This window comes from Microbulbifer sp. NBRC 101763 (assembly GCF_040371615.1).
GTDB classification, from domain to species: domain Bacteria; phylum Pseudomonadota; class Gammaproteobacteria; order Pseudomonadales; family Cellvibrionaceae; genus Microbulbifer; species Microbulbifer variabilis.
The window spans coordinates 188,903-210,996 of sequence record NZ_BAABQV010000003.1 but is presented as its reverse complement, the minus strand read 5'-3'; the positions used below and the strand labels follow the sequence as shown (position 1 = coordinate 210,996).

The following is a 22,094-nucleotide window of genomic DNA, read 5'->3' as shown; positions in this document are numbered from 1 at the left end:
TCTAGCGCACTGATCGCATGTGTGGACCTATAACCTCAATTTTTTCAATCCAAATGGCCCCACTGTAATCTTGTGGCAAGTAGTCTAACTCCTCCGGTTCATAGATACCGGCAAGGCCCCGCTTGCCACCTTGGTGATTTACCGCCATAACCAAGCTTCCCACCTGAGCTACCCGCGCAGAATAGCGATTGGGCCAGCCCCAAAGGGCCCATTTCCAAGTGTTGGGGGCAACCACTATGCTGTTGCGGCAGGCATCAGGCATGTAGCCACTCCAACCAATAAGCACATATTGCAGTGCACATTTCTTTGCACTGGTCTTGCTGAAGGCTAGTGCGTTTGGTCGTAATTCCCGGATCCTTTCTATTGGGCGGGTACCCCCATAAACCATCAGGCGGGAGTCAGTGAGTAATTGGTGCTGGCGTAGATAGGCATCCAGTCGGTCTGCTTCCGTTGGGTCATTGCTTTTTATATTGATAAGGAATTGTCGATTCGGGAAGTGTTGCAGAACCTCCTTTAAAGTAGGTAGCTGTCCAATACCTTGGCCGCGAAAGGGAAAAGTTTCACCACCATCGAAGGTATAGCCGTAGCCAATATCGAGCTTCTTTAAGTCTGCGAGGGAATGTTCCCGAGTAACGCCTTTTCCATCTGTACGGCAATCCAGGGTCCAGTCATGAAAAACGGCAAACTCACCATCAGTGGTGGGGTGAATGTCTAGTTCAACAATATTTGCACCGTGGGCAAAGGCAGCCTCCATGGAGGGTATAGTGTTTTCCAGGTAGCTGTGTTCAGGTCGGAATATACGAATAGCTGTGCAATCGTCACGTCCCAGGTTATCGCGATTGTAGGTTTGGTAGACTCCACGATGGGAAATCAGGATGGGGTCCCCCTGGGGAGCCGGTGCCAGCCAGGAAGCATTGAGTAGATAAATCACCCCAAATCCGAGAAGAGAAGTCAGTACTCCAATTTTGATGATAGGACCCCGCCCCATAAAATTGTCTCCGTATTTCCTGTTGAAGGTGCGCCAATACTAGCTGGCTTTGGCTCAAAAAAATGGGCGCTGGGAGGGCAAATTATGGCGAATTGAGGCGGGGAACAGGGCGGCTGGAACCGCCCCGGATCTGACTAGAGTGCGGCCTTCGTGATAGTAACAGTCAGGTAACCAGTGTAGACAAGGTAGGCCGTCAATAGTGCGGCGCCTTCCCACCGATTGATACGTCCCTGGCCGCGGAAGCCGTAGGCGAATATAAATAAAGCAATGGTGAGGCCAATCACCATGGGCCAGTCCCTGGACAAGACTTCAGGGGGTACGCTCGACATAGGTGCAATGGTTCCGGCGATACCCACGACTGCGAGCAGGTTAAACATATTGGAGCCGACCACATTGCCGATAGCGATATCGTGTTCGCCTTTGCGTGCCGCAACTATAGTAGCGGCCAGCTCTGGCAGGGAAGTGCCGAGAGCAACGATAGTAAGACCGATAACCAGGTCGCTGACTCCGAGGGATTCAGCAATCGTAACCGCGCCCCATACCAGCATGCGGGAACTGATAATCAATAAGGCTAGGCCGGCCACCACCCAGAAAATAGCCCGGCCGAGGGGCATGGAGTGCTCCTCCAGTTCGCCAGCTACTTCGCCTTCTAATTGATCGCCCTTGTTACGCAAGGCCGAGAAAACACTCCAGCCGATGAGGGCGAAGAAGCCCATAAGCAGAATAACGGCTTCCCAGCGCTCCAGTTTGCCATTCCACAGGAATGCGCCACCTAATAAGGTAATTGCCAGCAATAGCGGCAGTTCCTTGCGTACGATTTTTGAGTGCACCGTAAGGGGAATAATGAGTGCACTCAGGCCGAGGATCAGGCCGGTATTGGCAATATTGGAACCGTAGGCATTACCCAAGGCGAGACCGGGGCTGCCGTCCAAGGCGGCAATAGCGGAAACCACCATCTCTGGTGCGGAGGTACCGAAGCCAACGATCACCATGCCGATCAATAGTGTGGGCATTCCGGCATGTTTGGCAGTGGCTGCAGCGCCTTCTACAAAGCGGTCAGCACTCCAAACCAGCACAACAAAACCGGCGATAATGGCGAGAGCGGCAAGAAGCATAGGCGATCCTCAATAGTGGGCATTCAGATTGGGGCATTGCCCGACAAACGGGTGGCGATTGTACCGGCTCTCTGCGCTACAAACAGGGTGTTACCCCGATCAACGGCGCGATAAGTGAAAATAAACGTAAATGTCCCGCCAGTCAGACGGTTCTGCTGCCAGTGTGAACTACAGTCAATGCATGGCCCGGTAAATCTGCGGGGTGACCTATGGGCAGCGCACTTTGGCGCGGCGCCTCGTTCAGCTGGTGGAGATGTCGGGTAAATCTACGCGGGTCGCACAAAGCAATGCGCGGCAGATTCCGCGATATCCATGTCACCGGCCACTCGCCGGGTATCTAGGAGGCCTATATGCAACTCAAAGCTTCAATTGGAATACTGGCCGCGGCGCTGGTGCTGACCCTGTCCGCTTGCGAACATCGCAAAAAGGAAGAGGAGATGGACAAGAAAGGGATGGCGACCATGGAGACTGGATGTTGCCAGCACGCAGAGAGCGCCTGCGCGGGTGATGTCACCAAGTCTCAATGTGACCAGATGAGCGGCAAGTTTCACAAAGACCATATGTGCCGCACTGATAATGGTAAGTGTGCCCGTAAGGAGCGCTAGTGATATCGGGTGTGGTTAGAGGCTCATAGGCTAAGGCCACACCCGAATTCCATCCGCTCAATACATTTCCCCATTATCTTTCCCTGATGGGTCATTTCCTGTCTTTTATTTAACTCTCCATCTGAACAAATCTCTGTGACTGAAATTAACCTCTTGGTAACCGCTCTAGGGTCCAATAACAGGGGCCCTTGACATTAGTTACATCTGCAACTAACTTCGTTTGCGCTTTAAATCCACAATCCGCAGCCCCCATCAAAGGCGCTGCGATGATAAGAAATGGAGGACCGCATGGCGGACTTATTTGAAAACCCGATGGGTCTTAACGGCTTCGAATTCGTAGAGTTTACTGCGCCAGAAAAAGGTATCCTTGAAACCGTATTTACTGCCATGGGCTTTGAGAAAGTCGCCCGCCACCGCTCCAAGGATGTTGAGCTATGGCGCCAGGGTGATATTAACTTTATCACTAACTACGAGCCCAACAGCCACGCCTATTACTATGCCCAGGAGCACGGCCCCTCCGCTTGTGGCCTGGCTTTCCGTGTGAAAGACGCAAAGTTCGCCTATGAAGAGGCCCTGCGTAAAGGCGCACAACCTGTACAGGTGAATACCGGCCCGATGGAGTTGCACTTACCCGCGATTAAGGGAATTGGCGGCGCTACCCTGTATTTGATCGACCGCTACGAAGATGGCGAATCCATTTACGATATCGACTTTAATTGGGAAGAGGGCGTCGATCGCCGCCCTGAAGGCTGTGGTTTCCATACCCTGGACCACCTGACCCACAACGTATATCGCGGTCGTATGGACTATTGGGCCAAGTACTACGAAGACCTGTTTAATTTCCGCGAGATCCGCTACTTCGATATCAAAGGCGAGTACACCGGCCTGCTGTCCAAGGCTATGACCGCGCCCGATGGCAAGATCCGTATCCCGCTGAACGAAGAAGCGGCCGGTGGCGGTGGCCAGATCGAAGAATTCCTGATGAAGTACAACGGTGAGGGTATCCAGCATATCGCCTTCGCCTGTGACGACTTGATTGCCTGTTGGGATCGCCTGAAAGAGCGCGGTATGGAGTTTATGACTCCGCCGCCGGACACTTACTACGAAATGCTGGAAGAGCGCCTGCCCGGCCACGGTGAGCCCACCGAAGAATTCCAAAGCCGCGGCATCCTACTCGATGGCACTACCGAAGGCGGACAGCCGCGCCTGCTGCTGCAGATCTTCTCCGCCAATATGCTAGGCCCCGTATTTTTCGAGTTTATCCAGCGCAAGGAAGACGAAGGATTTGGAGAGGGTAACTTTAAGGCCCTGTTCGAATCCATTGAGCGCGACCAGCTCAAGCGCGGCGTCATTAAAGAAAAGGAATAAAAAACGGAGGCTTCAATGGGTATTAAGCGCATTCACCACGTGGCGTATCGCTGCAGGGACGCCAAGGAGACCGTGGAATTCTACCGCGACCTTCTCGGTATGGACTTCCAGCTGGCCATTGCCGAAAACGAGGTACCCTCAACCGGTGAGCCGGACCCTTACATGCATGTCTTTATGGATGCGGGTATGGGGAATGTGCTTGCCTTCTTCGAAATCCCCAACTCTCCAGAGATGGGGCGCGATGAAAATACCCCCAAGTGGGTGCAGCATATCGCTTTCGAAGTGGAATCCATGGAAGAGATGCTAGCGACCAAAGAAAAGCTGGAAGCGGCCGGGGTCGACGTGCTCGGCCCTACCGATCACACTATTTTCCAGTCGATCTATTTCTTTGATCCCAACGGCCACCGTATCGAGCTGGCCGCCAATACCGCCAAGCCTGGTATGCACAAGGAACTGAAGCGGGTTGCTGAGGATATGTTGGAAGAGTGGTCTCGTACGAAAAAAGCCCCAAGGCATGCCGCCTGGATGCATGGGGAAGAAGAATTTGTGGAAAAAACTGAAGGGGAGGCACAGTGAAGTTAGCCAGCCTTAAATCCGGCCGCGATGGTCAACTGGTTGTTGTCAGCGACGATCTTACCCGCATGGTGCCGGCCGGCGATATTGCCCCAACCATGCAGAGTGCGTTGGACAACTGGGCATCAGTCAGTGGTGAGCTGGAGAAACTGCACGAGCGCCTGCAAAACGGTGAGATCCAGGGGGAGACATTTGATCAAGCCCTGTGCGCTTCACCTCTACCACGCGCTTATCATTGGGCCGATGGCAGCGCTTACGTGAATCATGTTGAGCTGGTGCGTAAAGCCCGCGGTGCAGAGGTACCGGAGAGCTTTTACAGTGATCCGCTCATGTATCAGGGCGGTTCCGATACCTTCCTGGCTCCGCGCGAGCCGGTGAAGATGCCGCAAAGCAATGGCTTTGGCATCGACTTCGAAGCAGAAATAGCCGTGATTACCGACGATGTGCCTATGGGGGTGTCCGCCGAGGATGCGCTGTCCCACATCAAACTGATAATGCTGGTGAACGATGTTTCCCTGCGTGGTTTGATTCCTGCGGAATTGGCTAAGGGGTTTGGCTTCTACCAATCCAAACCCTCCAGTGCTTTCTCACCGGTATGCGTGACTCCAGAGCAGCTGGGTGAAAACTGGCGTGAAGGCAAACTGCACTTGCCACTGGTTTCCCACCTGAATGGCGAGAAGTTTGGTGAGCCCAATGCCGGAGTGGATATGACGTTCCACTTTGGCCAGCTGGTTGCCCATGCAGCCAGAACCCGCCCACTTTGTGCGGGCACCATTATTGGTTCCGGTACTGTATCCAATAAGTTGGATGGTGGCCCTGGTAAGCCTGTCGCAGAGGGTGGAGTCGGCTACAGCTGCATTGCAGAGATCCGTATGATTGAGACCATCCAGAATGGCTCAGCGAGCACGCCGTTTATGGACTTTGGCAATAGCATTGCTATCGAAATGCTCGATGATAAAGGCCAGTCAATTTTTGGTCGTATTGAGCAGACAGTGGAGAAGGTTTAATACCATTTTTTTGCGACGGCTTATACCATAGAAAGGGGTACCCGATGGGGCCCCTTTTTTATTATTTATATTCCAAGTTGGCGCATGGAAAGTAATGGCATTTGCCGCCGTATATTGGTCAGCTTTTCAGCTTCCAACGTGGCAGTGATGACTGCTTCACCCTCGCCGGCTCCGGCCAGGATTTCACCCCAGGGATCGATAATCGCTGAATGTCCCCAGGTACGTCTTTTCTCCGAGTGGATCCCCCCCTGATTGGCTGCAATTACAAAGCAGCCGTTCTCGATCGCACAGGCTTGCAGCAGGGTCATCCAGTGTGCCCGCCCTGTGGTGTGGGTAAATGCTGCTGGCACCAAAAAAATCTCAGCACCGGCTATGGCCAGCTGGCGGTAGAGTTCGGGAAAGCGCAAATCAAAACAGATACTGAGCCCCAGGGCACCCCAGGGCGATGTCGCCACACAGGGCTCGTTGCCGGGTTCAATACTGGCGGATTCACGATAGCTGCCGGTAGCGTCCTCAACTTCCACATCAAATAAATGTATTTTGTCATAGCGAGCCATTAAAGTGCCTTGATCGCCGAATAGCAGGCACGCTGAGCGGCTGCGCTTTCCCTCGGTAGGGCTACCGTCGGCTCGCTCCAGTAAGGGTATCGAACCAGCGACCAGCCAGATACCCAGCTCCTCTGCCCAACTCGCAAGCGCGTGTTGAATGGGTTGTCTATCTGTATTGGTTTTACCAGAAATGCAAAATGGTTCGGCCACGGAAAAACTACCTTTATCCGAAAAATGTGCAAAGTTTTCCGGTAGCAGTATTAGTTTCGCGCCTCGTTCGGCGGCTTCCTTAAGCAGCTTGTAGGCCTGTGAAAGATTCTCTGTAACGCTTTCGCCGCTTACCATTTGCACCGCTGCGACACAAAGATTTTTCACTGGGGATCTCCTTTTTCTCCAATAGTTTTACGGAGTATGATAAAGCTGGAACCTTACGGGATAAATCTCAAGTACGCTTAAGTGTGCCAACTGTGGGCAGGTTGAGTATTCAATACTTGATAGTAATATTTTTCTCATTGTTAGCCCCGCTTGTCTAAATGTGTTTGTTGATGATTCCTTATTGGTTTAGCAATCTCTTGTTAGCGTAGACCCAAATTTTCATAAAAATAATTTTCTGTAGATTTACAAAAAAAATTCTATAGAGATTTGTGTTACATGTTATTCATAGTTTTATATCAAATAAAAGAACTATAGATTCTTAGAGGGCATGGTAATTCCGAAGGAATATCTGATCAGTTAAATTTCTTTATTGAGTGGCTTTAGAGGTTAGCTACCTTTTTATATTGGGTAATAGAAAAACTCATCTTTAATCAACGAAATTTGGTCAATGTCTCTCAATAATCCCCTTCAAATAACTGTTTATGCGGCGTGAAAAAATAGTGCCAGAGTCGATTTAAAAAGCTTTTTTATTCCCTGTTGAAGTTGAAAATTTTCTGCTTCAATATGATTTAACTTGTTGAATTGGTTGATTTTTTGTGGAGTTGTCAAAGCGGATGGCTCTGAATGCCCAATAGATTAGTCGAATTTAATCAGCTAAATATTGATAATTTTCACTATAAAATTGACCATAAGTTATGGAGAGAAAACATGCCAATGTTAACAGGTAGACGAGGCGAGCTGACTCGTTCAAAACAAGATGTTATTAATGCTGGAGGGTTGGTTCCTAAATTAGGTTTAAATGCCCATAAGGGCGGCTTCAAAGGATTTCTCGATTGTAAAAAAAAGGTCAATGGCGTAATGGGCTGCCAATGTCCAAATATGGATGAAAAATGGCTTTATTACAGGGGCGTGGCTATGATGCGTGGCTTTGCCTTAGATCCGGGGTTACTTACCGTTCATGTAAAAGCTAATACTGCTGGTCTTCTTTCGTGGGCTGGACCTGGTAATGAGTGCTATGCCGGTCAGCAAACTCGATATACCTCACCTGACATGGCTGTATTTGGCTGGGAAGATGGCAAAGAAGCGTTGAAAGAGGTTTATAGAAGGCTCGAGATACCCAGTGCACCAACTAAGACTGCTTTCGATCTTTTTAGGCAACATCAAGTAAAGTTTGCCATGAGCCCTGACATGAAAGTTTTAGCAATGATCGTGAAGAATGGAGTCGAATATAGCTATTTTACACCAATCAAAACAAAAGACATTGAATTTGGTGGCATATATGATGGTGGCCTTCAGCCAAAAGAAGATCCGATACTTAAAATACTGAGAATTAGAAGAATACCGAAAGATTCGTCTCAATATCAAGAAGCTCTTAGGAAAATTGAGCGGGACAAAGCGATTGAATCTAAGCCATTTTTAGACATTGTGACAAAAGCACAACCAGTCAATTTAAAATGGTACCCAGTTAATTTTAGGCTTCCTCAGCCATATAGTGGCCTTGGTGTGGGGAGAAAGGAAAAAATAGGATTGTAATAATTCAAATATGCAACTAAGCCCATGTCAATTTGAATGTTGTGTTCAGGTAGGAGACTTCCGCAACTATCACTAAGTGCGTTGGTTATTGTGGAAATGCAGGGTTTACTCAGTCTTCTGGTATCAGCTCACGTACTTCATGTTCCTGAAGGGTAGCTCTGCTATTAGATCTTACAAGAGCGAGGGACTAGCTGCGTATATTGTGGGGCCGTAGGCATAACGGTTCCCACAATGATTTCACTTTGCACCTTTTCATGTAATCAACTTTCCATAAATCACAACCTTTCTTGGTTCATGGGGCATAGAAAGCAATCTCGCAGAGGGCAACCCATGTTAAGGTTGGTCGATCTAATTCTGATAACTAAAAACCGAGCGATTTAATGGAGAGCAGCGTGAAATCCGGCAAGGCCCTGGCAAAACACATTAAGCGGGTATCTGGTGTTATCTTGGCTACTTGTGTACTAACCCCCGTATCTTGGTCCCTAACAGCAACAGAACAGCTCCAGGGTGTGATTGAAGACCACTGGCAATACAGTCTGCGTGAGGACCCGATTACTGCGGGTCGTATGGGTGTGTCGGACTATAATCGCCAATTACCGGGGGTGGCTGCCGAGGACAGGGCACGTCGACTCAAAGCCGAAGAGGAATTGCTCCGGCGTCTGCAAGCGGTGGACACCAATGAATTGAACGATTCGGATAGGGTTAATCGCGAGTTACTCGCCTGGGTTTTGGAAAACTCTATTGAAGCCAATGAATTGTTCCTGGAGCGGGTGCCCCTCAATACTTTTTACAGTTTTTATAGCGCTGCCCTGGATGCCAATAGTGGTTTGGCGATGACCCGTGTTGGCGATTATGAGGACTATATCGCCCGCATCCGGGACTTTGGCCGGTATTTCGATGAGAATATTGCCAATATGCGTGAAGGAGTTCGCACAGGTTTTGTCTTGCCCAAAATAGTGGTGCAGGGCATAGCCCCCACCGTGCGAGCTCAAGTTTATAAGGATCCCACTAAGAGCAGCTTGTACAAACCTTTTGTTGAGATGCCTATATCAATTCCCCCTGCAGAGCAGCAACGTCTGCGTGAAGCTGGAAAAGCGGCAATTGAACAGGTAGCTATTCCAGCCTTTGCTCGGGTGGCAAACTTCCTTGAGGGAGATTATCTCAAAGCTGCCAGCGAAACTATCGGTGCCGAGAAAATGCGCGGAGGTAGTGACTATTATCGCCACAATATCCGTAACTATGTGACTCTGGATATGGACCCGTCAGAGATCCATCGAACCGGCCTTGCTGAAGTCAAGCGTATCCGTGCAGAGATGGAGGAGCTGATTAAGGAGTCCGGCTTTAAAGGGACTTTTGAAGAGTTTACCCATTTCCTGCGCACCGACCCGCAATTCTATGCTCAGACTCCGGAAGAGTTACTTAAAGAGACTGCCTATATCTCCAAGCGCATCGATTACCTGCTGCCAGAGTTCTTTAACCTGCTGCCACGCACTCCTTACGGAGTGGTTCCGGTACCTAGCGAGATCGCGCCCAACTACACCACGGCTTCCTATAATCCTGCCGCTATTGGTGGTACCCGCGGTGGAGCTTACTGGTTGAATACTTACGGCTTGGACCAGCGCCCTCTGTACGAGTTACCCGCTTTGACCCTGCATGAGGCGGTGCCTGGCCACCATCTGCAGAATGCCCTGTCCCAGGAGCTTGAAAATGTGCCGGACTTTCGACGGAATCTTTATTTGAGTGCTTTTGGGGAGGGTTGGGCACTTTACTCCGAGCGTCTCGGCAAAGAAATGGGCCTGTACACTACGCCTTATGAGCATTTTGGGCGTCTCAGCTATGAAATGTGGCGTGCGGCACGCCTGGTAATTGATACCGGCATCCACTCCCAGGGCTGGACCCGTCAGCAAGCGCTCGATTTTCTATCCAGCAATACTTCACTTTCTCCCGCGAATGTGCGTGCAGAAGTGGATCGTTATATTTCCTGGCCGGGCCAAGCCCTCTCTTACAAAATGGGAGAAATTAAGATCCGCCAGCTGCGTGCGCAGGCGGAAAAAGAGCTTGGTGATCGGTTTGACTTGCGTGTCTTCCACGATGCGCTGTTAAAAAATGGAGCCTTACCTCTCTCCATGTTGGAAGAGCAGATGCAAGGTTTTATAGAGGAGCAGAAATCTTCTTAAAATATCGTTTTGCAATCCCGCTCTCAATTGCTAAAGCGGGATTGCAAATGAGAAAACAGATGCGCTTCTGGCTAATTTCCTATTCACGCTAATAGTTCACATAAAGTCTATCCACCCCATGGAGTGGGCGTACTTTATTAGCATCCCGCTACACATAAGAACGACTACTCCTCTCAGGTAGGTAGGATTAATTTTAAATAGGCAGTGTGACCCTATCCACGCACCTATGATTTGTCCAATCATCATTAGGATGCCTACTATCCACGCAATATGTCCGGCAAGTAAAAATATAATTAAAGAGGCTAAATTGGTGGAGAAGTTTAGAGGTTTTGCCATCGCAGTAGATGTCAATATATCTTGTCCCCGGCAAGCTATACCTGACAAGGTAAAAAATGACCCTGTTCCAGGTCCGAACATGCCATCGTAGTACCCAATCAATGGAATTACCCCATATTTATATTTTCTGCTGGATAATTTTGGCTCCTCATTATTCTGAGTCAATGACGGGGAAATTAGGAAATAAACGGCAATAAATAAAAGCACTACAGGAATTATATATGACAAGATGTCAGTGTTAATAAATTGTACTGCTATTGTTCCAATAGCCGCACCAATAAAAGCCGGTAGCATTAAGCTCTTAATCCCACTCCAGCTTATTTTACTGCTCTTAATCATCATATAAGTTGCAGTTGCTGTACCGATACTGCCTTGCAATTTATTGGTGCCTAGGGCGGTTAAGGGCGGTACACCACTCAGAATTAAGGCCGGTACTGTTATCAGGCCGCCACCACCTGCCAATGTATCGAGTAGGCCGGCTATTACGGCAATAAAAAACAAAATAGACAATAATTCAATAGAGAAGCTTGCGAACTCTAAGAGAATACCTCCTATCGCATGTTGCTAAGACTTAACTTTCAATAACCTTCTTTATTTTTCTTCCACCATGTTAGGAAATTTTCCCCAATGGAATGCTGTGGTAGGGAATGGGAATCTTTTTCTATCCCCTGTTCCTTTTCCATTTCAGTGACCTTTTTATTCGCTGTGCTAAACCAAACCTTGGGGTCTTTTATTCCCTGCTGTAGAGCATCGCCATAGAGTGCAGAACTGAACCAGGTGCGCTGGGAGTCGTCGCTGCAACCAAAAGAGGTTCTGTTATCGGCAGCGGAGGTAAATACGATACGATTTGGGGTGCTCAAAGGCTCAATCCACTGGCCGGAATAGCAGGCTGAAATTACTATCCACTGGTACCTTGCATTAAGGTTATCCAGCCATTTTTTTCCGTCTGCCACAGAGAGATCCTTTAGTGGCATTTTACCCTCGGCAATTGTTAAGTCGCCATTGCGTGCACCGTGGCTGACAAGGTGCACTAGCAGTAGGTCTTCCTGTGGGTCCAGTAACTGATCCAGGGCACTGAGACTTTCTTGGATACTGGTGCGGGTGGCGAGAGGAAAACTGTAGCCGCCACCGTTACTGAGGCGCAGTACACGCTCATCAATACCAAAGGCCTTATCAAGGCGTTCTGACACCCAATCCAATTCTCTGGCAAATACCGGAGAGGTGCCATCACCGCCTACTAACAGCGTGTACACATCGCGTACACCAGGCCTCTGCGGTGCCAGTGCATCAATAGCGCTTTGTAAGCGATCACTCTCGCTGTAAAGGCGTGTTTCCGCCTCGGCTGCAGGAATTTCTTGTTGTGTACGCCAGGCCGCCTCACTGGGAAAATAGATGCCCTTAGCAAAATAGCCGGACTCTTCAATAGTATTTCCCTCGCCATCAATGCTCACACGCAGGCCTTCCCCATCCGCCTCTCCGTAGCGAAAGTTGGCGCGAATAGTGGTCCCATCAGGTTGGGTCAATTCACCAGCGCCAGAGTAAAAGCCGTATTCGAAGTCGCCTTTGTATCTGTAGCCTTCGTTATCTGAGTAATCTCCGCGTAGAAACATTCCCTGCTCGAAAGTGCCTTTATATTGACTGCCATCTTCAGTGGTCAGCTCACCTTCACCGTGTGGACCGTAATCCAGAAACTCACCACTATAAGTTTCTCTGCCATCCCATTTTGCTGTGCCTCTTTGCAACTCCCCATCATTGAAATGACCCGACCATTCATTTTCACCACAGGTATAGCGGCCTTCGCCATGTGGTTCTCCATTGAGGAATTCACCCTCATAAGTACAGCCATCTGTTTTGGTAAGTAATCCCTGGCCGCTAATGCGGCCATTGTGAAATTCCCCGCGATAGTGATTACCATCGGGCCATTGCAACTGGCCCTGACCATGGAAAAGGCCATCTTGTAAGTCACCTTTGTATACAGAACCATCTGGCAGGGCGGTGCCGCCTGCAAACTGTGTTGGCTCGCAGGCACTGAGAAGAAGAAAAAGAGGGGTTAAGTAGGCGTATCTCATTCCATGGTCCATCATTGATGCTCTGGAGTGAGATTAACAAAATGGTGCCAACAGGGCTCTAGGCTTTATTCAGCTGCTCGAACTTAAGCCCGTATTTTTCCAGTAGCTGGCGTACCCGGTGGGAATCGTTGTTGGATTTTTTAGCTGTGCGGCTTATCTGAAAAAGCCGGCGCCCGGCTTCCGCCATGGAGCTGGATTCCTCACAGACTTGGATCAGTCCTGCCAGTTTGATCTGCTCGTAGTAATCCATCTGTTCAATATTGCCGGGGCCCAGTAGCGCTTCAATCCGTGCAATGGGTAGCGATGACTCATTGGTAGAGGCTTGCCACTTTAAGCACAGTCGCTGGATTTCCTCTTCCACCACTTCAGTGGTAATACGCCCACCATCGGCGAGAGTGCCCATGCGCAGGATACTGGCGTTAAGGTCGCGAAAGTTAGCGGACCAGCTGGCCTCTCCTGAATGGCCAAAATTGAGATACCTCTCCCGTGCCGCTTTATTGAAGCTCACCAAATGGCCAGACTTTCTGGAAAAAGCCTCCAGCTCAAAGTCGATATTGGGTTCCAGGTCTTCAATACGTTCACGCAGGGAGGGCAGGCGGTAAGTCCACAGGTCAATTCGGGCAAGCAGGTCCGCACGAAACTTACCTTCGCGGCTGTGCTGGACAAGATCCCGGTTAGTACCGGCGATCAGCTGGAAGTGACTGCTCACCTCTTTGTCTGAGCCAAAGGGCATAAAACGTTTGTGTTCTATAGCGCGTAACAGCATGGCTTGCTCGTCCAGTCCCAGCTCGCCGATCTCGTCCAGAAAAAGTAGGCCCTTATCAGCTTCCATCAACAGCCCGGGACGATGTGCGGTGGCACCGGTAAAGGCGCCTTTGCGGTGGCCGAACAGAGCGGACATGGCATTTTCGCCGCGCAGAGTAGCGCAGTTTACTGCTACCAACCCGCCTTCCAGCTTACCGCGCTGTTTGCGCAGCTCATAAACACGCTGGGCCAGTTGTGATTTACCCGCCCCCGTAGGGCCGGTTATTAATATTGGGGCATCAGAGCGGATAGAGACCTGCTCCAGCTGCTCGATCATCTGGTTAAAAGCGAGATTATTAGTTTCAATGCCACCTTTCAGGTAGGTGGTGCCCTCTTGGTGTTCCCTCTGGAATCGCGAGGCAATCTGATCGTATTTGGATAGATCCAAATCGATAATTTGGTACTCGCCCGGCAAACCACTGTGCTTGCGTGCCGGGGATGTTTGTAGCAGGCGCCCGGGGAAATACCCCGCTTCTGTTAATAGATATAGGCAGATCTGGGCGACATGGGTGCCCGTGGTGATATGTACCAGGTACTGCTCATCATCCGGCTTGAAGCTATAGGCGCGGGCGAAATCCAGCAGGTTGCTGTATACGCTCTCGAAATCCCAAGGGTCGTTAAAGTTCACCCGGTGGTGGACCACTTCAGTCTCTGGAGAGACCCGTGCAATATCTTCGGTGACCTGGTCTGCCAGGTTCTTTGAGTGATTGTCGAACAGAAGTTCCAGACGGTCGATAAGCAGGTCTTCGTGCTGGCACATGGATATGTTTGGGCGCCATTTGTCCCAGCGCTTGTCACCTTTGCCGCGCCGATCTTTGCTGGTACCGAGAATACTGATAGCAATTGTCTTCATGATATCTAAAATATTATTTTACTATCAAAAAAGATAGATATTCATGGCTTTGTTATTTCAAAAAAACTCTCAAGAGTTTTGGTATTAAAAATAAATTCCATAAAAAACAACAAGTTATAAAAAATTTCCAACTTTGATAAAAAGTTGGCACTCAATTCGCTATATCAATAGAAAAGTGAAGCGTAAGAATATCGAGCGCGGTTTCAAAAGGAGTTAAAGATGAAGCCAATGCCATATGAAGTGATGCAGGCAGGTGGGGTGCCGATTAAGTCCTGGACCCTGGGAGTGCCCTTTGAGGATGAAGCCAAGGCGCAGCTCAAAAATATTTCTCAGATGCCCTTTATCCACAAATGGGTGGCAGCGATGCCCGATGTACACCTGGGCAAAGGCGCCACGATTGGCAGTGTGGTACCTACCCTGGGGGCGGTAATTCCCGCAGCTGTGGGTGTGGATATCGGCTGCGGCATGATGGCGGTGCGAACCAGCCTTACAGCGGCGCAACTTCCGGATAACCTGGCAGGGGTGCGCAGCGCTATTGAACGCGCAGTGCCCCATGGCCGTACGGGCCGGCACCGGGGCAGGGGGAGGGATAAAGGTGCCTGGGAGAATCCGCCGGATGATGCACTTGCCGGTTGGGCGCCATTGGCAGCGCAGTTTGAGTTGCTTAAAGAAAAGCACCCTGTATTAAAAAATACTAATAACATCAACCACTTGGGAACATTGGGCACCGGCAACCACTTTATTGAGATGTGCCTGGATGAGCACGGTAGCGTATGGCTGATGCTGCATAGCGGTTCCCGTGGTGTGGGTAACCGTATTGGTACCTACTTTATCGAGAAAGCCAAGCGGGACATGGAGCGTTGGCATATCCATCTGCCGGATAGTGACTTAGCATATTTCCCCGAAGGCACAGAGCATTTCGATGACTATGTACTAGCGGTGGAATGGGCACAGGAGTTTGCTCGTATCAATCGTGAAGTAATGATGACGCGTACTATCGGTGCGGTGAAGCAGGCTCTGGGCATGGATTTCGAAGCGCGCATGGAGGCAGTGAATTGCCATCACAATTATGTTTCCCGAGAGCACCACTACGGCAAGGATGTGCTGGTGACGCGCAAGGGGGCTGTAAGAGCTCGTGTTGATGAAATGGGCATTATTCCCGGGAGTATGGGGGCCAAATCTTTTATTGTGCGGGGGCTGGGTAATGAGGAAAGCTTCTGCAGTTGTAGCCATGGTGCTGGGCGAGTGATGTCGCGTACCAAGGCAAAAAAACTGGTGTCCCTGGAGGAGCACCGCGCGGCTACCATCGACGTAGAGTGCCGTAAAGACGAAGGTGTGATCGACGAAACCCCATCGGCCTACAAACCTATTGAGAAGGTTATGGCAGCACAAAAAGACCTGGTGGAAATCGTTTACACCCTCAAGCAGGTAGTCTGCGTCAAAGGATAATCGGTGTCGGTCAGGGATAAGGCCTTCAGTATATAAAGAATGCCGGAGATAGTGCCCAACGGGCCGGTTCTCCGCAAACAAGTTTGAGTGTTTTTGTTCCAGTCAGCGGAGCCGGTTCTGTTTGCCGGCCTGGCACCACCGCCGCTGGCGGCAGGTGTACCCTCTGGGCCAATCCTCAAACGCTAACTTTGTAGCTCAATTGGTAGAGCAACCGTTTTGTCGGTTGGTTACGGGTTCAATTCCCGTCAAAGTCACGTCGCCTGGAAAGCGATCTTAAGGGAAGGCGAGAGCCTGGGGTTCGAATCCCCGCAAAGAAACCCTCTTTGTTGAAATCTATCCGGGGCCCATTGTGCCTTATGGTTTCGGCAATTCGGTACTACACCAATTGCCAAACAAAAAGGTACTTCGGTGACAGTGTCGCCTTTCGTGGGTTTGCACTGTGCGAGCGGATTACAGGTTATGCATTGACTCTATTTTGACCAGGGATGTTGGCTGTATTTCCCAGGAGAGGAGAAAGAAAAAGTCTGCAAAACCGCTGTATTTTGCTCCTACTTTGTACAAGCGCTGGGCCACCCTGGGATCGGGTGGGCCCCACCCAAAAGGAATAAAAGATAAGAGATCGGAGAAATGAAGTCTCTCTTTAAAATATGGAAGATTGTGGATGTGGCTGATAACGAGCGTGCATTGCTGTTTCGCCGCAGTCGATTTGAAAGGGTATTGCCTCCTGGACGTCACCGTATCTGGCTGCTTTCCGGTGATGTGCGGGTGGAGACCTATGATATTACCGAAGTGGTTTTTGATGCGATTAAAGCAAAATTCCTTCTGAATACTTATGGACAAATATTGGGTGAATATTTGCAGTCCTATGAGTTATCTGATCATCAGGTAGGCCTTTTTTACCAGGATGGTCACCTGGTGGATATCCTTCCTCCTGGTACTTATCGCGCTGTGTGGAAGGGTAGTGAAACCGTGCGTGTAGGTATTGTAGATATTTCAAAGGAGTATTCCATTGATGACAATATATTGGGATTGCTTGGTCGTGGGGTGAAGGTTGGACAAATGCGTATTGCCGCTCAGGCGGTTAGCTACAACGAAATTCCCGATGAGCACGTAGGCCTTCTGGTTGTTAATGGCAAACTGGAAAAAACCCTGCAGCCCGGTCGTTATGGATTCTGGAAGTACAATCGCTCCATCGTGGTGAAATTGATGGACATGCGCTTGCAAACTATTGAAGTGAGTGGCCAGGAAATTCTTACCAAGGACCGGGTAAGTTTGCGTATAAACCTGAGCGGTAGTTTCAAGATTACTGATCCAAAGCGGGTAGCATTAAAACTCAGTGACTACAAAAGCTATATTTATCGTGAATTGCAACTATATCTGCGTGAAGCAGTGGGTACCCAGACTCTGGATAGCTTGTTGGCAGATAAGGATCGGCTGAATATTGTTATTGCTACGGGCATTCGTAAAAAAATAGCGGAGTACGGTATCGAGATCGTCAGTGTCGGTGTGAAAGACATTATTTTACCAGGCGATATGAAAATGATTCTAAATCAGGTAGTGGAAGCACAAAAAGAATCTGAAGCGAATTTAATAAAACGCCGGGAAGAGACCCAGGCCATGCGTTCCATGCATAACACCGCCAAGATGATGGATAACAATCCTGTGTTACTGCGGTTAAAAGAATTAGAGTCGCTGGAAAAGGTCAGTAATCGTATCGATAAAATTTCAGTATACGGCGGTCTTGAGGGTGTGCTTAATGATTTGGTGAAACTGCGCCCAACTGCTTGAATAAAATAAAGACATCGAAACCATTTAGTGGTATTTAAGGGAATTATTAGTGATTGAGATTGATGGCGCCCAGGGGGAGGGTGGCGGCCAGATTTTACGGACTTCCCTCACTTTGTCCATGTGCCAGGGAATACCGGTTCGTATTAAAAATATTCGAGCAGGCCGCAATAAGCCTGGACTATTACGCCAACATCTCACTTGCTTACGCGCTGCCAAAGCTATTAGTGAAGCTGATGTTAGCGGTGAGCAGCTGGGGGCTACGGAAGTTACTTTTATTCCGGGAAAAGTACGATCTGGCGAGTATCATTTTTCCATCGGCTCGGCCGGTAGTACCAGCTTGGTATTGCAAACGGTGTTGCTGCCTCTTTTATTTGCTGATGGTATTAGTGAGCTGCACTTGGAAGGGGGTACCCACAATAAAAAGGCTCCAAGCTTTGATTTTATAGCCCAGGTTTATTTGCCTCTATTAGCGCGTATGGGCGCGGGAGTGGAGGTGGAGCTAACGGATTATGGTTTTTATCCAGCTGGTGGCGGTGCCTGGCGTGCGCGTATCCACCCCCTCTCCAATTTATCAAAACTGGAACTGACTGAAAGAGGAGAGCTGCTGGAACGCAAAGCTGTAGCCATATCCGCGAATATACCGGCTCATATTGGCTTGCGTGAACTGGCGCAGGTGAGTAAGCAATGTGAGTGGCCGGATGAGTATTTGCAGCGAAAACAGGTGCGTTCCCAAGGGCCCGGTAATTTGCTGTCGCTGCGGTTGCAATCTGAACAGGTAACTGAAATCTTCGATTCCATGGGCGAGCAGGGCGTAAGTTCAGAGCGGGTTGCCCAGCGTGCGATTCGGCAGATGCAGCGTTATCTGAATTCTGGTGCGCCAGTAGGTGAATATCTGGCCGATCAACTGTTATTGCCTATGGCTTTGGGCAATGGTGGTCGCTTTTATACATTGAAGCCCAGCCAGCATTTATTGACCAATATTCAGGTGATCCGAGAAATTATAGGTACGGACGTTCGGCTGAAAAAATTTGGTGCAGATAAATGGGAAGTTCTTGTTGTTTAGAAGTAAAGAAGCTTGATACTTAGAAATTACAAAAGTGTACCTTTAAAAATTATTCAGGCCATTGATATTCTGCTCGTTTAGAATCGTCTATTTGTATATTATCTAGAAACAAGATATCACATTTATAATGTGGTACACCTCATGGAGTCCCTTGTAATCACTCGTCTTAGCTCTTGAGTGCATTCAAATATGAGAGCTTATTTTATTTCGAATGTAAAATGTCAATATAAAAGGAATTTATTAGGAATATGTCTAAGTTGTTAAGATTAGCCGTACCCTTAATTGCCCTTGTAACAGCCGCATGTGGCGGTGGTGGCAGTGGCGGCAGTGATGGAAATGCTGAAAATGGAAATGGTGGGACGACTGTTCCTGTCGCCAACCAAGCCCCGGTAGCAAGCTTTACTTTGTCTTCGCAGTCTGGGCTTTCACCTGCGCTGGTTAAGTTTGATGCATCTGCTTCAAGCGATACGGACGGCAGTATCACTAGTTACGAATGGAATTTTGGTGATGGCAGTGATGCTACTGGGAAGGAAGTTGAGTATACCTTTTATGCATACGACGGGGTTGACAAGGAGTATACGATTCAGCTGACGGTTACGGATAATGACGGTGCGACTGCCACTTCCGAATTGACGTTTACAGCCCTTAAAAATTCACCGCCCGTTGCAAAATTTTCATATAACCAGCCAGATCTTGAATCACGATTGGTTTTATTCGATGCATCGGAAAGTAATGATGCAGAAAGTACTGACTTATTGTACAAGTGGGATTTTGGTGATGGTACGACAGGTGATGGTATTCAACCGGAGCATGAATACCAGGAGTATGGAGCTTATACCGTCACCCTAATTGTGGATGATCAGACGGGTAACACCAATAATTATGTGACTAACTTGTTAGTCAGTGATGGTCAGTTTGTTGCTTTTGGAAAGATATCTCTCGCAAAAGGAGAATATGCTGATAGCGATACCAATGATCCCAACAGCGAGCTTGTACCCAATAATTCAATGAAAGAAGCACAGACAATTTCCGGGGTTAGTGAAGTTGTTGGTTTTGTTGTTTCTCAATTTGCTTCTCAAGATAAGAGTTCAAGTGCCTACCGGGATGAGTTTGATTTCTATGTTGCCACGTTAAAAAAGGATCAGAATGTTTCTCTACATATTCAGGACTGGCAAAATGGTGATGCAGATATCGATCTTTGGTTGATAGATGAGTCTGGTAATTTACTCATAGGTTCAAATGGTGTTGAAGAAACGGAATCCCTAAAAATCCCAGAAGATGGAAGTTATTATTTGGCAGCATTGGCATTTGGTGGGGCTTCTGCTTACCGTATGCAAATATCCTCTGCTCCGACAGTTGATAGCGTTGGTAATTCAATCCGTACCAATGAAAATTTTGTCGCTGGTGAACTTATAGCTCGTCTAAAGCCCACGGCTAAATTAGCAGGTATTGGGAAGCTTACTGCGGCAGGCGCGGTCAAGCACACTACCAGGGATAATGGCCCAATGCTACTGGATTCAAATCAGGCGGCGAAGGGGTTTGGCTTATTTAAGTCAGCGGGAGTATCCTCGCTATCGAATACTGCTGGCGTAAAGGTTTCAGCTGAAATACAGCGTAAATTGGAGACCATTTATAATCTCAAGCGTCTTAATGCTAGTGGCCAATTTGAATATGTTGAACTGAACCGGATTCGTCAGCGTCAATCAGTCAGCGATCCCTTGTATCCAAAGATGTGGCATTACTCACAAATTGCTGTACAGGACGCGTGGAGTACGTCAACCGGAAGAGGTGCAATCGTTGCGGTATTAGACACGGGTATCTTATCAGGTCATCCAGACCTCCAGGGTCAGTTGGTAGCTGGCTTCGATATGATCAGTGATATTGATAATTCCGTGGATGGAGATGGTATTGATCCAAACCCTGAAGACCCAGGTGATGCTCCAGACAGTGATAATGATTCCTGGCACGGTACTCATGTGGCGGGCACAATCGCTGCAGCTACTAACAACGGTATTGGTATTGCAGGCGTTGCCCATGAAGCCAAAATAATGCCTGTACGGGTGCTGGGCGCTGAGGGAGCTAGCGATTATGACATTGCTCAAGGGATTTATTTTGCTGCAGGCCTTACAAATGACTCTGGTAAAGTTCCAGATCAAAAAGCTGATGTAATCAATATGAGCCTCGGGGGGGCGGGTTACTCTCAAACGATGCAGGATGCCATAAGCGCAGCCCGTGAAGCGGGCGTGATAATTGTCGCTGCAGCAGGTAATAATAGTGATGATGTTAGTAACTATTCGCCAGCTAACCTCGACGGTGTTGTTACCGTGGCTGCCACCCAACAAGGTGGTGAGCCTGTTTGGTACTCCAATTTTGGGGGGAATGTTGATTTAACAGCTCCTGGCGGTTTAATGCCAATTGATCGGCGTGACCCTTTTGATCCCTTTGACCCTAAGGTAATAGCGAAATCTGATGGCGGTGTGATAAGTACTCTCGGGAAAGAGACTGAGAGCGGTGAAATCGAGTTTATCTATGGGGGTATGCAAGGTACTTCTATGGCTGCACCTCATGTGTCCGGTGTTATTGCCTTGATGAAGGAGGAGTGGGAGTCGATGACTCCCGACGATTTTGACAGCTTGATAACAGACTTTAAGGTCTCCTACGGTAATACGCCAAGTCCTCGGTTTGGTTATGGTGAAATTAATGCTGAGCTTGCAGTTGCTTCTGCAAAATCTCGTGCGTTCGTCACGCCGCAGCTTGGGCGTCTGTATATTAAAAGTGGCCATCAGCATGAACTGTGGGCCCAAAAAGAAACGAAGGTAGAACTGTTGGCAAATATGCCTGGAGTTTCGGTTGCTGAGATTAATGCATCTGAGTCTTGGTTGAACGCCAGCTATCTAGATGAGGATTCAAGTGGTCTTGGTAATTATCAAATTACTGTAGATACCTCCAACCTGGAGGCAGGTCGTTATTCTGGTATTTTGAGCTTTGTTGCTTCTACCGAAACCCGTTTTGATTTATGGGTATCAGTCCAGGTTATCGGTGAAGATGTGGAATCTGGTGGTGATGCCGGTGCCGTTTATGTCGATTTTGTTGATATCAAAACTGGTGAAGCTGCAGGCCGGGTAATGGCAACTTTCGATCCAGAGCAGGGCGTCTACCATTATAAGTCCCCAGAATTAGATGCCCTTTCTGAGTTAGGGTATGGTGTGATGGCTGGAACCGATATCGATAATGATGGGGTTATCTGTGAAGTGGATGAACTGTGCCACCGCTTGGTGACTAATGATGATTGGTTACCAATAGTTAGTGGGTATTTTCACGAAGATGTAGAAGTTACGGATTTAGAGTTAAGGGCGTTATGGTTCCCCTTGAAAGATCTATAACCTAAGGCGCTGTGCTAGCCGATAGCCATCCCCATCCTTTTGGGTGGGGATAATCTTCAA

At 48.8% G+C, this 22,094-nt stretch carries 16 protein-coding genes; 10 read left to right on the top strand and 6 right to left on the bottom strand.

Going from position 1 to position 22,094, the window contains the following annotated elements; translation table 11 throughout:
- Position 1: 1 nt before the first annotated feature.
- Together ABWV76_RS09065 and ABWV76_RS09060 are read right to left on the bottom strand one after the other, a co-directional pair.
- Positions 2-988: a glycerophosphodiester phosphodiesterase family protein gene (locus tag ABWV76_RS09065; RefSeq protein WP_020413781.1), complete on the bottom strand. Its 987-nt coding sequence runs from the start codon at positions 986-988 to the stop codon at positions 2-4.
- Between the two features lie 134 nt (positions 989-1,122).
- A complete protein-coding gene (locus tag ABWV76_RS09060) occupies positions 1,123-2,103 on the bottom strand; it encodes a calcium/sodium antiporter (RefSeq protein ID WP_020413780.1) in 981 nt (326 codons plus the stop codon).
- Positions 2,104-2,453: 350 nt separating this feature from the next.
- Between ABWV76_RS09060 and ABWV76_RS09055 the strand changes: the two genes are divergently transcribed.
- The 4 genes from ABWV76_RS09055 (at position 2,454) to ABWV76_RS09040 (ending at position 5,656) form a co-directional block, all read left to right on the top strand.
- The gene (locus ABWV76_RS09055) at positions 2,454-2,708 is read left to right on the top strand and encodes a hypothetical protein (RefSeq protein WP_282951980.1); all 255 of its coding nucleotides are present in this window, start codon (positions 2,454-2,456) and stop codon (positions 2,706-2,708) included.
- Between the two features lie 288 nt (positions 2,709-2,996).
- A complete protein-coding gene (gene hppD, locus ABWV76_RS09050; protein ID WP_020413778.1) occupies positions 2,997-4,076 on the top strand; it encodes a 4-hydroxyphenylpyruvate dioxygenase in 1,080 nt (359 codons plus the stop codon).
- A 15-nt stretch (positions 4,077-4,091) separates the two neighbouring features.
- Positions 4,092-4,652: a VOC family protein gene (locus ABWV76_RS09045; protein WP_020413777.1), complete on the top strand. Its 561-nt coding sequence runs from the start codon at positions 4,092-4,094 to the stop codon at positions 4,650-4,652.
- On the top strand, positions 4,649-5,656 hold the full coding sequence (locus ABWV76_RS09040) for a fumarylacetoacetate hydrolase family protein (RefSeq protein ID WP_020413776.1): 1,008 nt from the start codon (positions 4,649-4,651) through the stop codon (positions 5,654-5,656). Before ABWV76_RS09045 ends, ABWV76_RS09040 begins: the two co-directional genes overlap by 4 nt.
- A gap of 65 nt (positions 5,657-5,721) precedes the next feature.
- On the opposite strand, the gene ABWV76_RS09035 is transcribed toward ABWV76_RS09040, so the two are convergent.
- On the bottom strand, positions 5,722-6,579 hold the full coding sequence (locus tag ABWV76_RS09035; protein ID WP_353375812.1) for a carbon-nitrogen hydrolase family protein: 858 nt from the start codon (positions 6,577-6,579) through the stop codon (positions 5,722-5,724).
- A 624-nt stretch (positions 6,580-7,203) separates the two neighbouring features.
- On the opposite strand from ABWV76_RS09035, the gene ABWV76_RS09030 reads away from it, so the two are divergent.
- A complete protein-coding gene (locus ABWV76_RS09030) occupies positions 7,204-8,112 on the top strand; it encodes a hypothetical protein (RefSeq protein WP_020413774.1) in 909 nt (302 codons plus the stop codon).
- A 392-nt stretch (positions 8,113-8,504) separates the two neighbouring features.
- Positions 8,505-10,289 (top strand): DUF885 domain-containing protein, encoded by a 1,785-nt coding sequence (locus ABWV76_RS09025; protein ID WP_353375811.1) that lies wholly within the window; start codon positions 8,505-8,507, stop codon positions 10,287-10,289.
- A 96-nt stretch (positions 10,290-10,385) separates the two neighbouring features.
- Here the strand turns inward: ABWV76_RS09025 and ABWV76_RS09020 are convergent, their stop codons facing one another.
- The 3 genes from ABWV76_RS09020 to rtcR form a co-directional block, all read right to left on the bottom strand.
- Positions 10,386-11,135, bottom strand: a complete 750-nt coding sequence (locus tag ABWV76_RS09020; protein ID WP_353375810.1) for a TSUP family transporter — start codon at positions 11,133-11,135, stop codon at positions 10,386-10,388.
- A gap of 68 nt (positions 11,136-11,203) precedes the next feature.
- Positions 11,204-12,694 carry a C13 family peptidase gene (locus ABWV76_RS09015; protein WP_353375809.1) on the bottom strand — a complete coding sequence of 497 codons (1,491 nt, stop codon included), beginning with the start codon at positions 12,692-12,694 and terminating at the stop codon, positions 11,204-11,206.
- A gap of 58 nt (positions 12,695-12,752) precedes the next feature.
- Positions 12,753-14,351 (bottom strand): RNA repair transcriptional activator RtcR, encoded by a 1,599-nt coding sequence (rtcR, locus tag ABWV76_RS09010; protein ID WP_020413770.1) that lies wholly within the window; start codon positions 14,349-14,351, stop codon positions 12,753-12,755.
- 219 nt (positions 14,352-14,570) lie between these two features.
- Between rtcR and ABWV76_RS09005 the strand changes: the two genes are divergently transcribed.
- From ABWV76_RS09005 to ABWV76_RS08990, 4 genes are all read left to right on the top strand, one after another.
- A complete protein-coding gene (locus tag ABWV76_RS09005; protein WP_020413769.1) occupies positions 14,571-15,800 on the top strand; it encodes an RtcB family protein in 1,230 nt (409 codons plus the stop codon).
- A 627-nt stretch (positions 15,801-16,427) separates the two neighbouring features.
- On the top strand, positions 16,428-17,588 hold the full coding sequence (locus tag ABWV76_RS09000) for a slipin family protein (RefSeq protein ID WP_282951971.1): 1,161 nt from the start codon (positions 16,428-16,430) through the stop codon (positions 17,586-17,588).
- Positions 17,589-17,637: 49 nt separating this feature from the next.
- Entirely contained in the window at positions 17,638-18,651 is a 1,014-nt protein-coding gene (gene rtcA, locus ABWV76_RS08995; RefSeq protein WP_353375808.1) for an RNA 3'-terminal phosphate cyclase, read from the top strand.
- Between the two features lie 248 nt (positions 18,652-18,899).
- Positions 18,900-22,034, top strand: a complete 3,135-nt coding sequence (locus ABWV76_RS08990; RefSeq protein ID WP_353375807.1) for a S8 family serine peptidase — start codon at positions 18,900-18,902, stop codon at positions 22,032-22,034.
- The last annotated feature ends 60 nt before the right edge of the window (positions 22,035-22,094 follow it).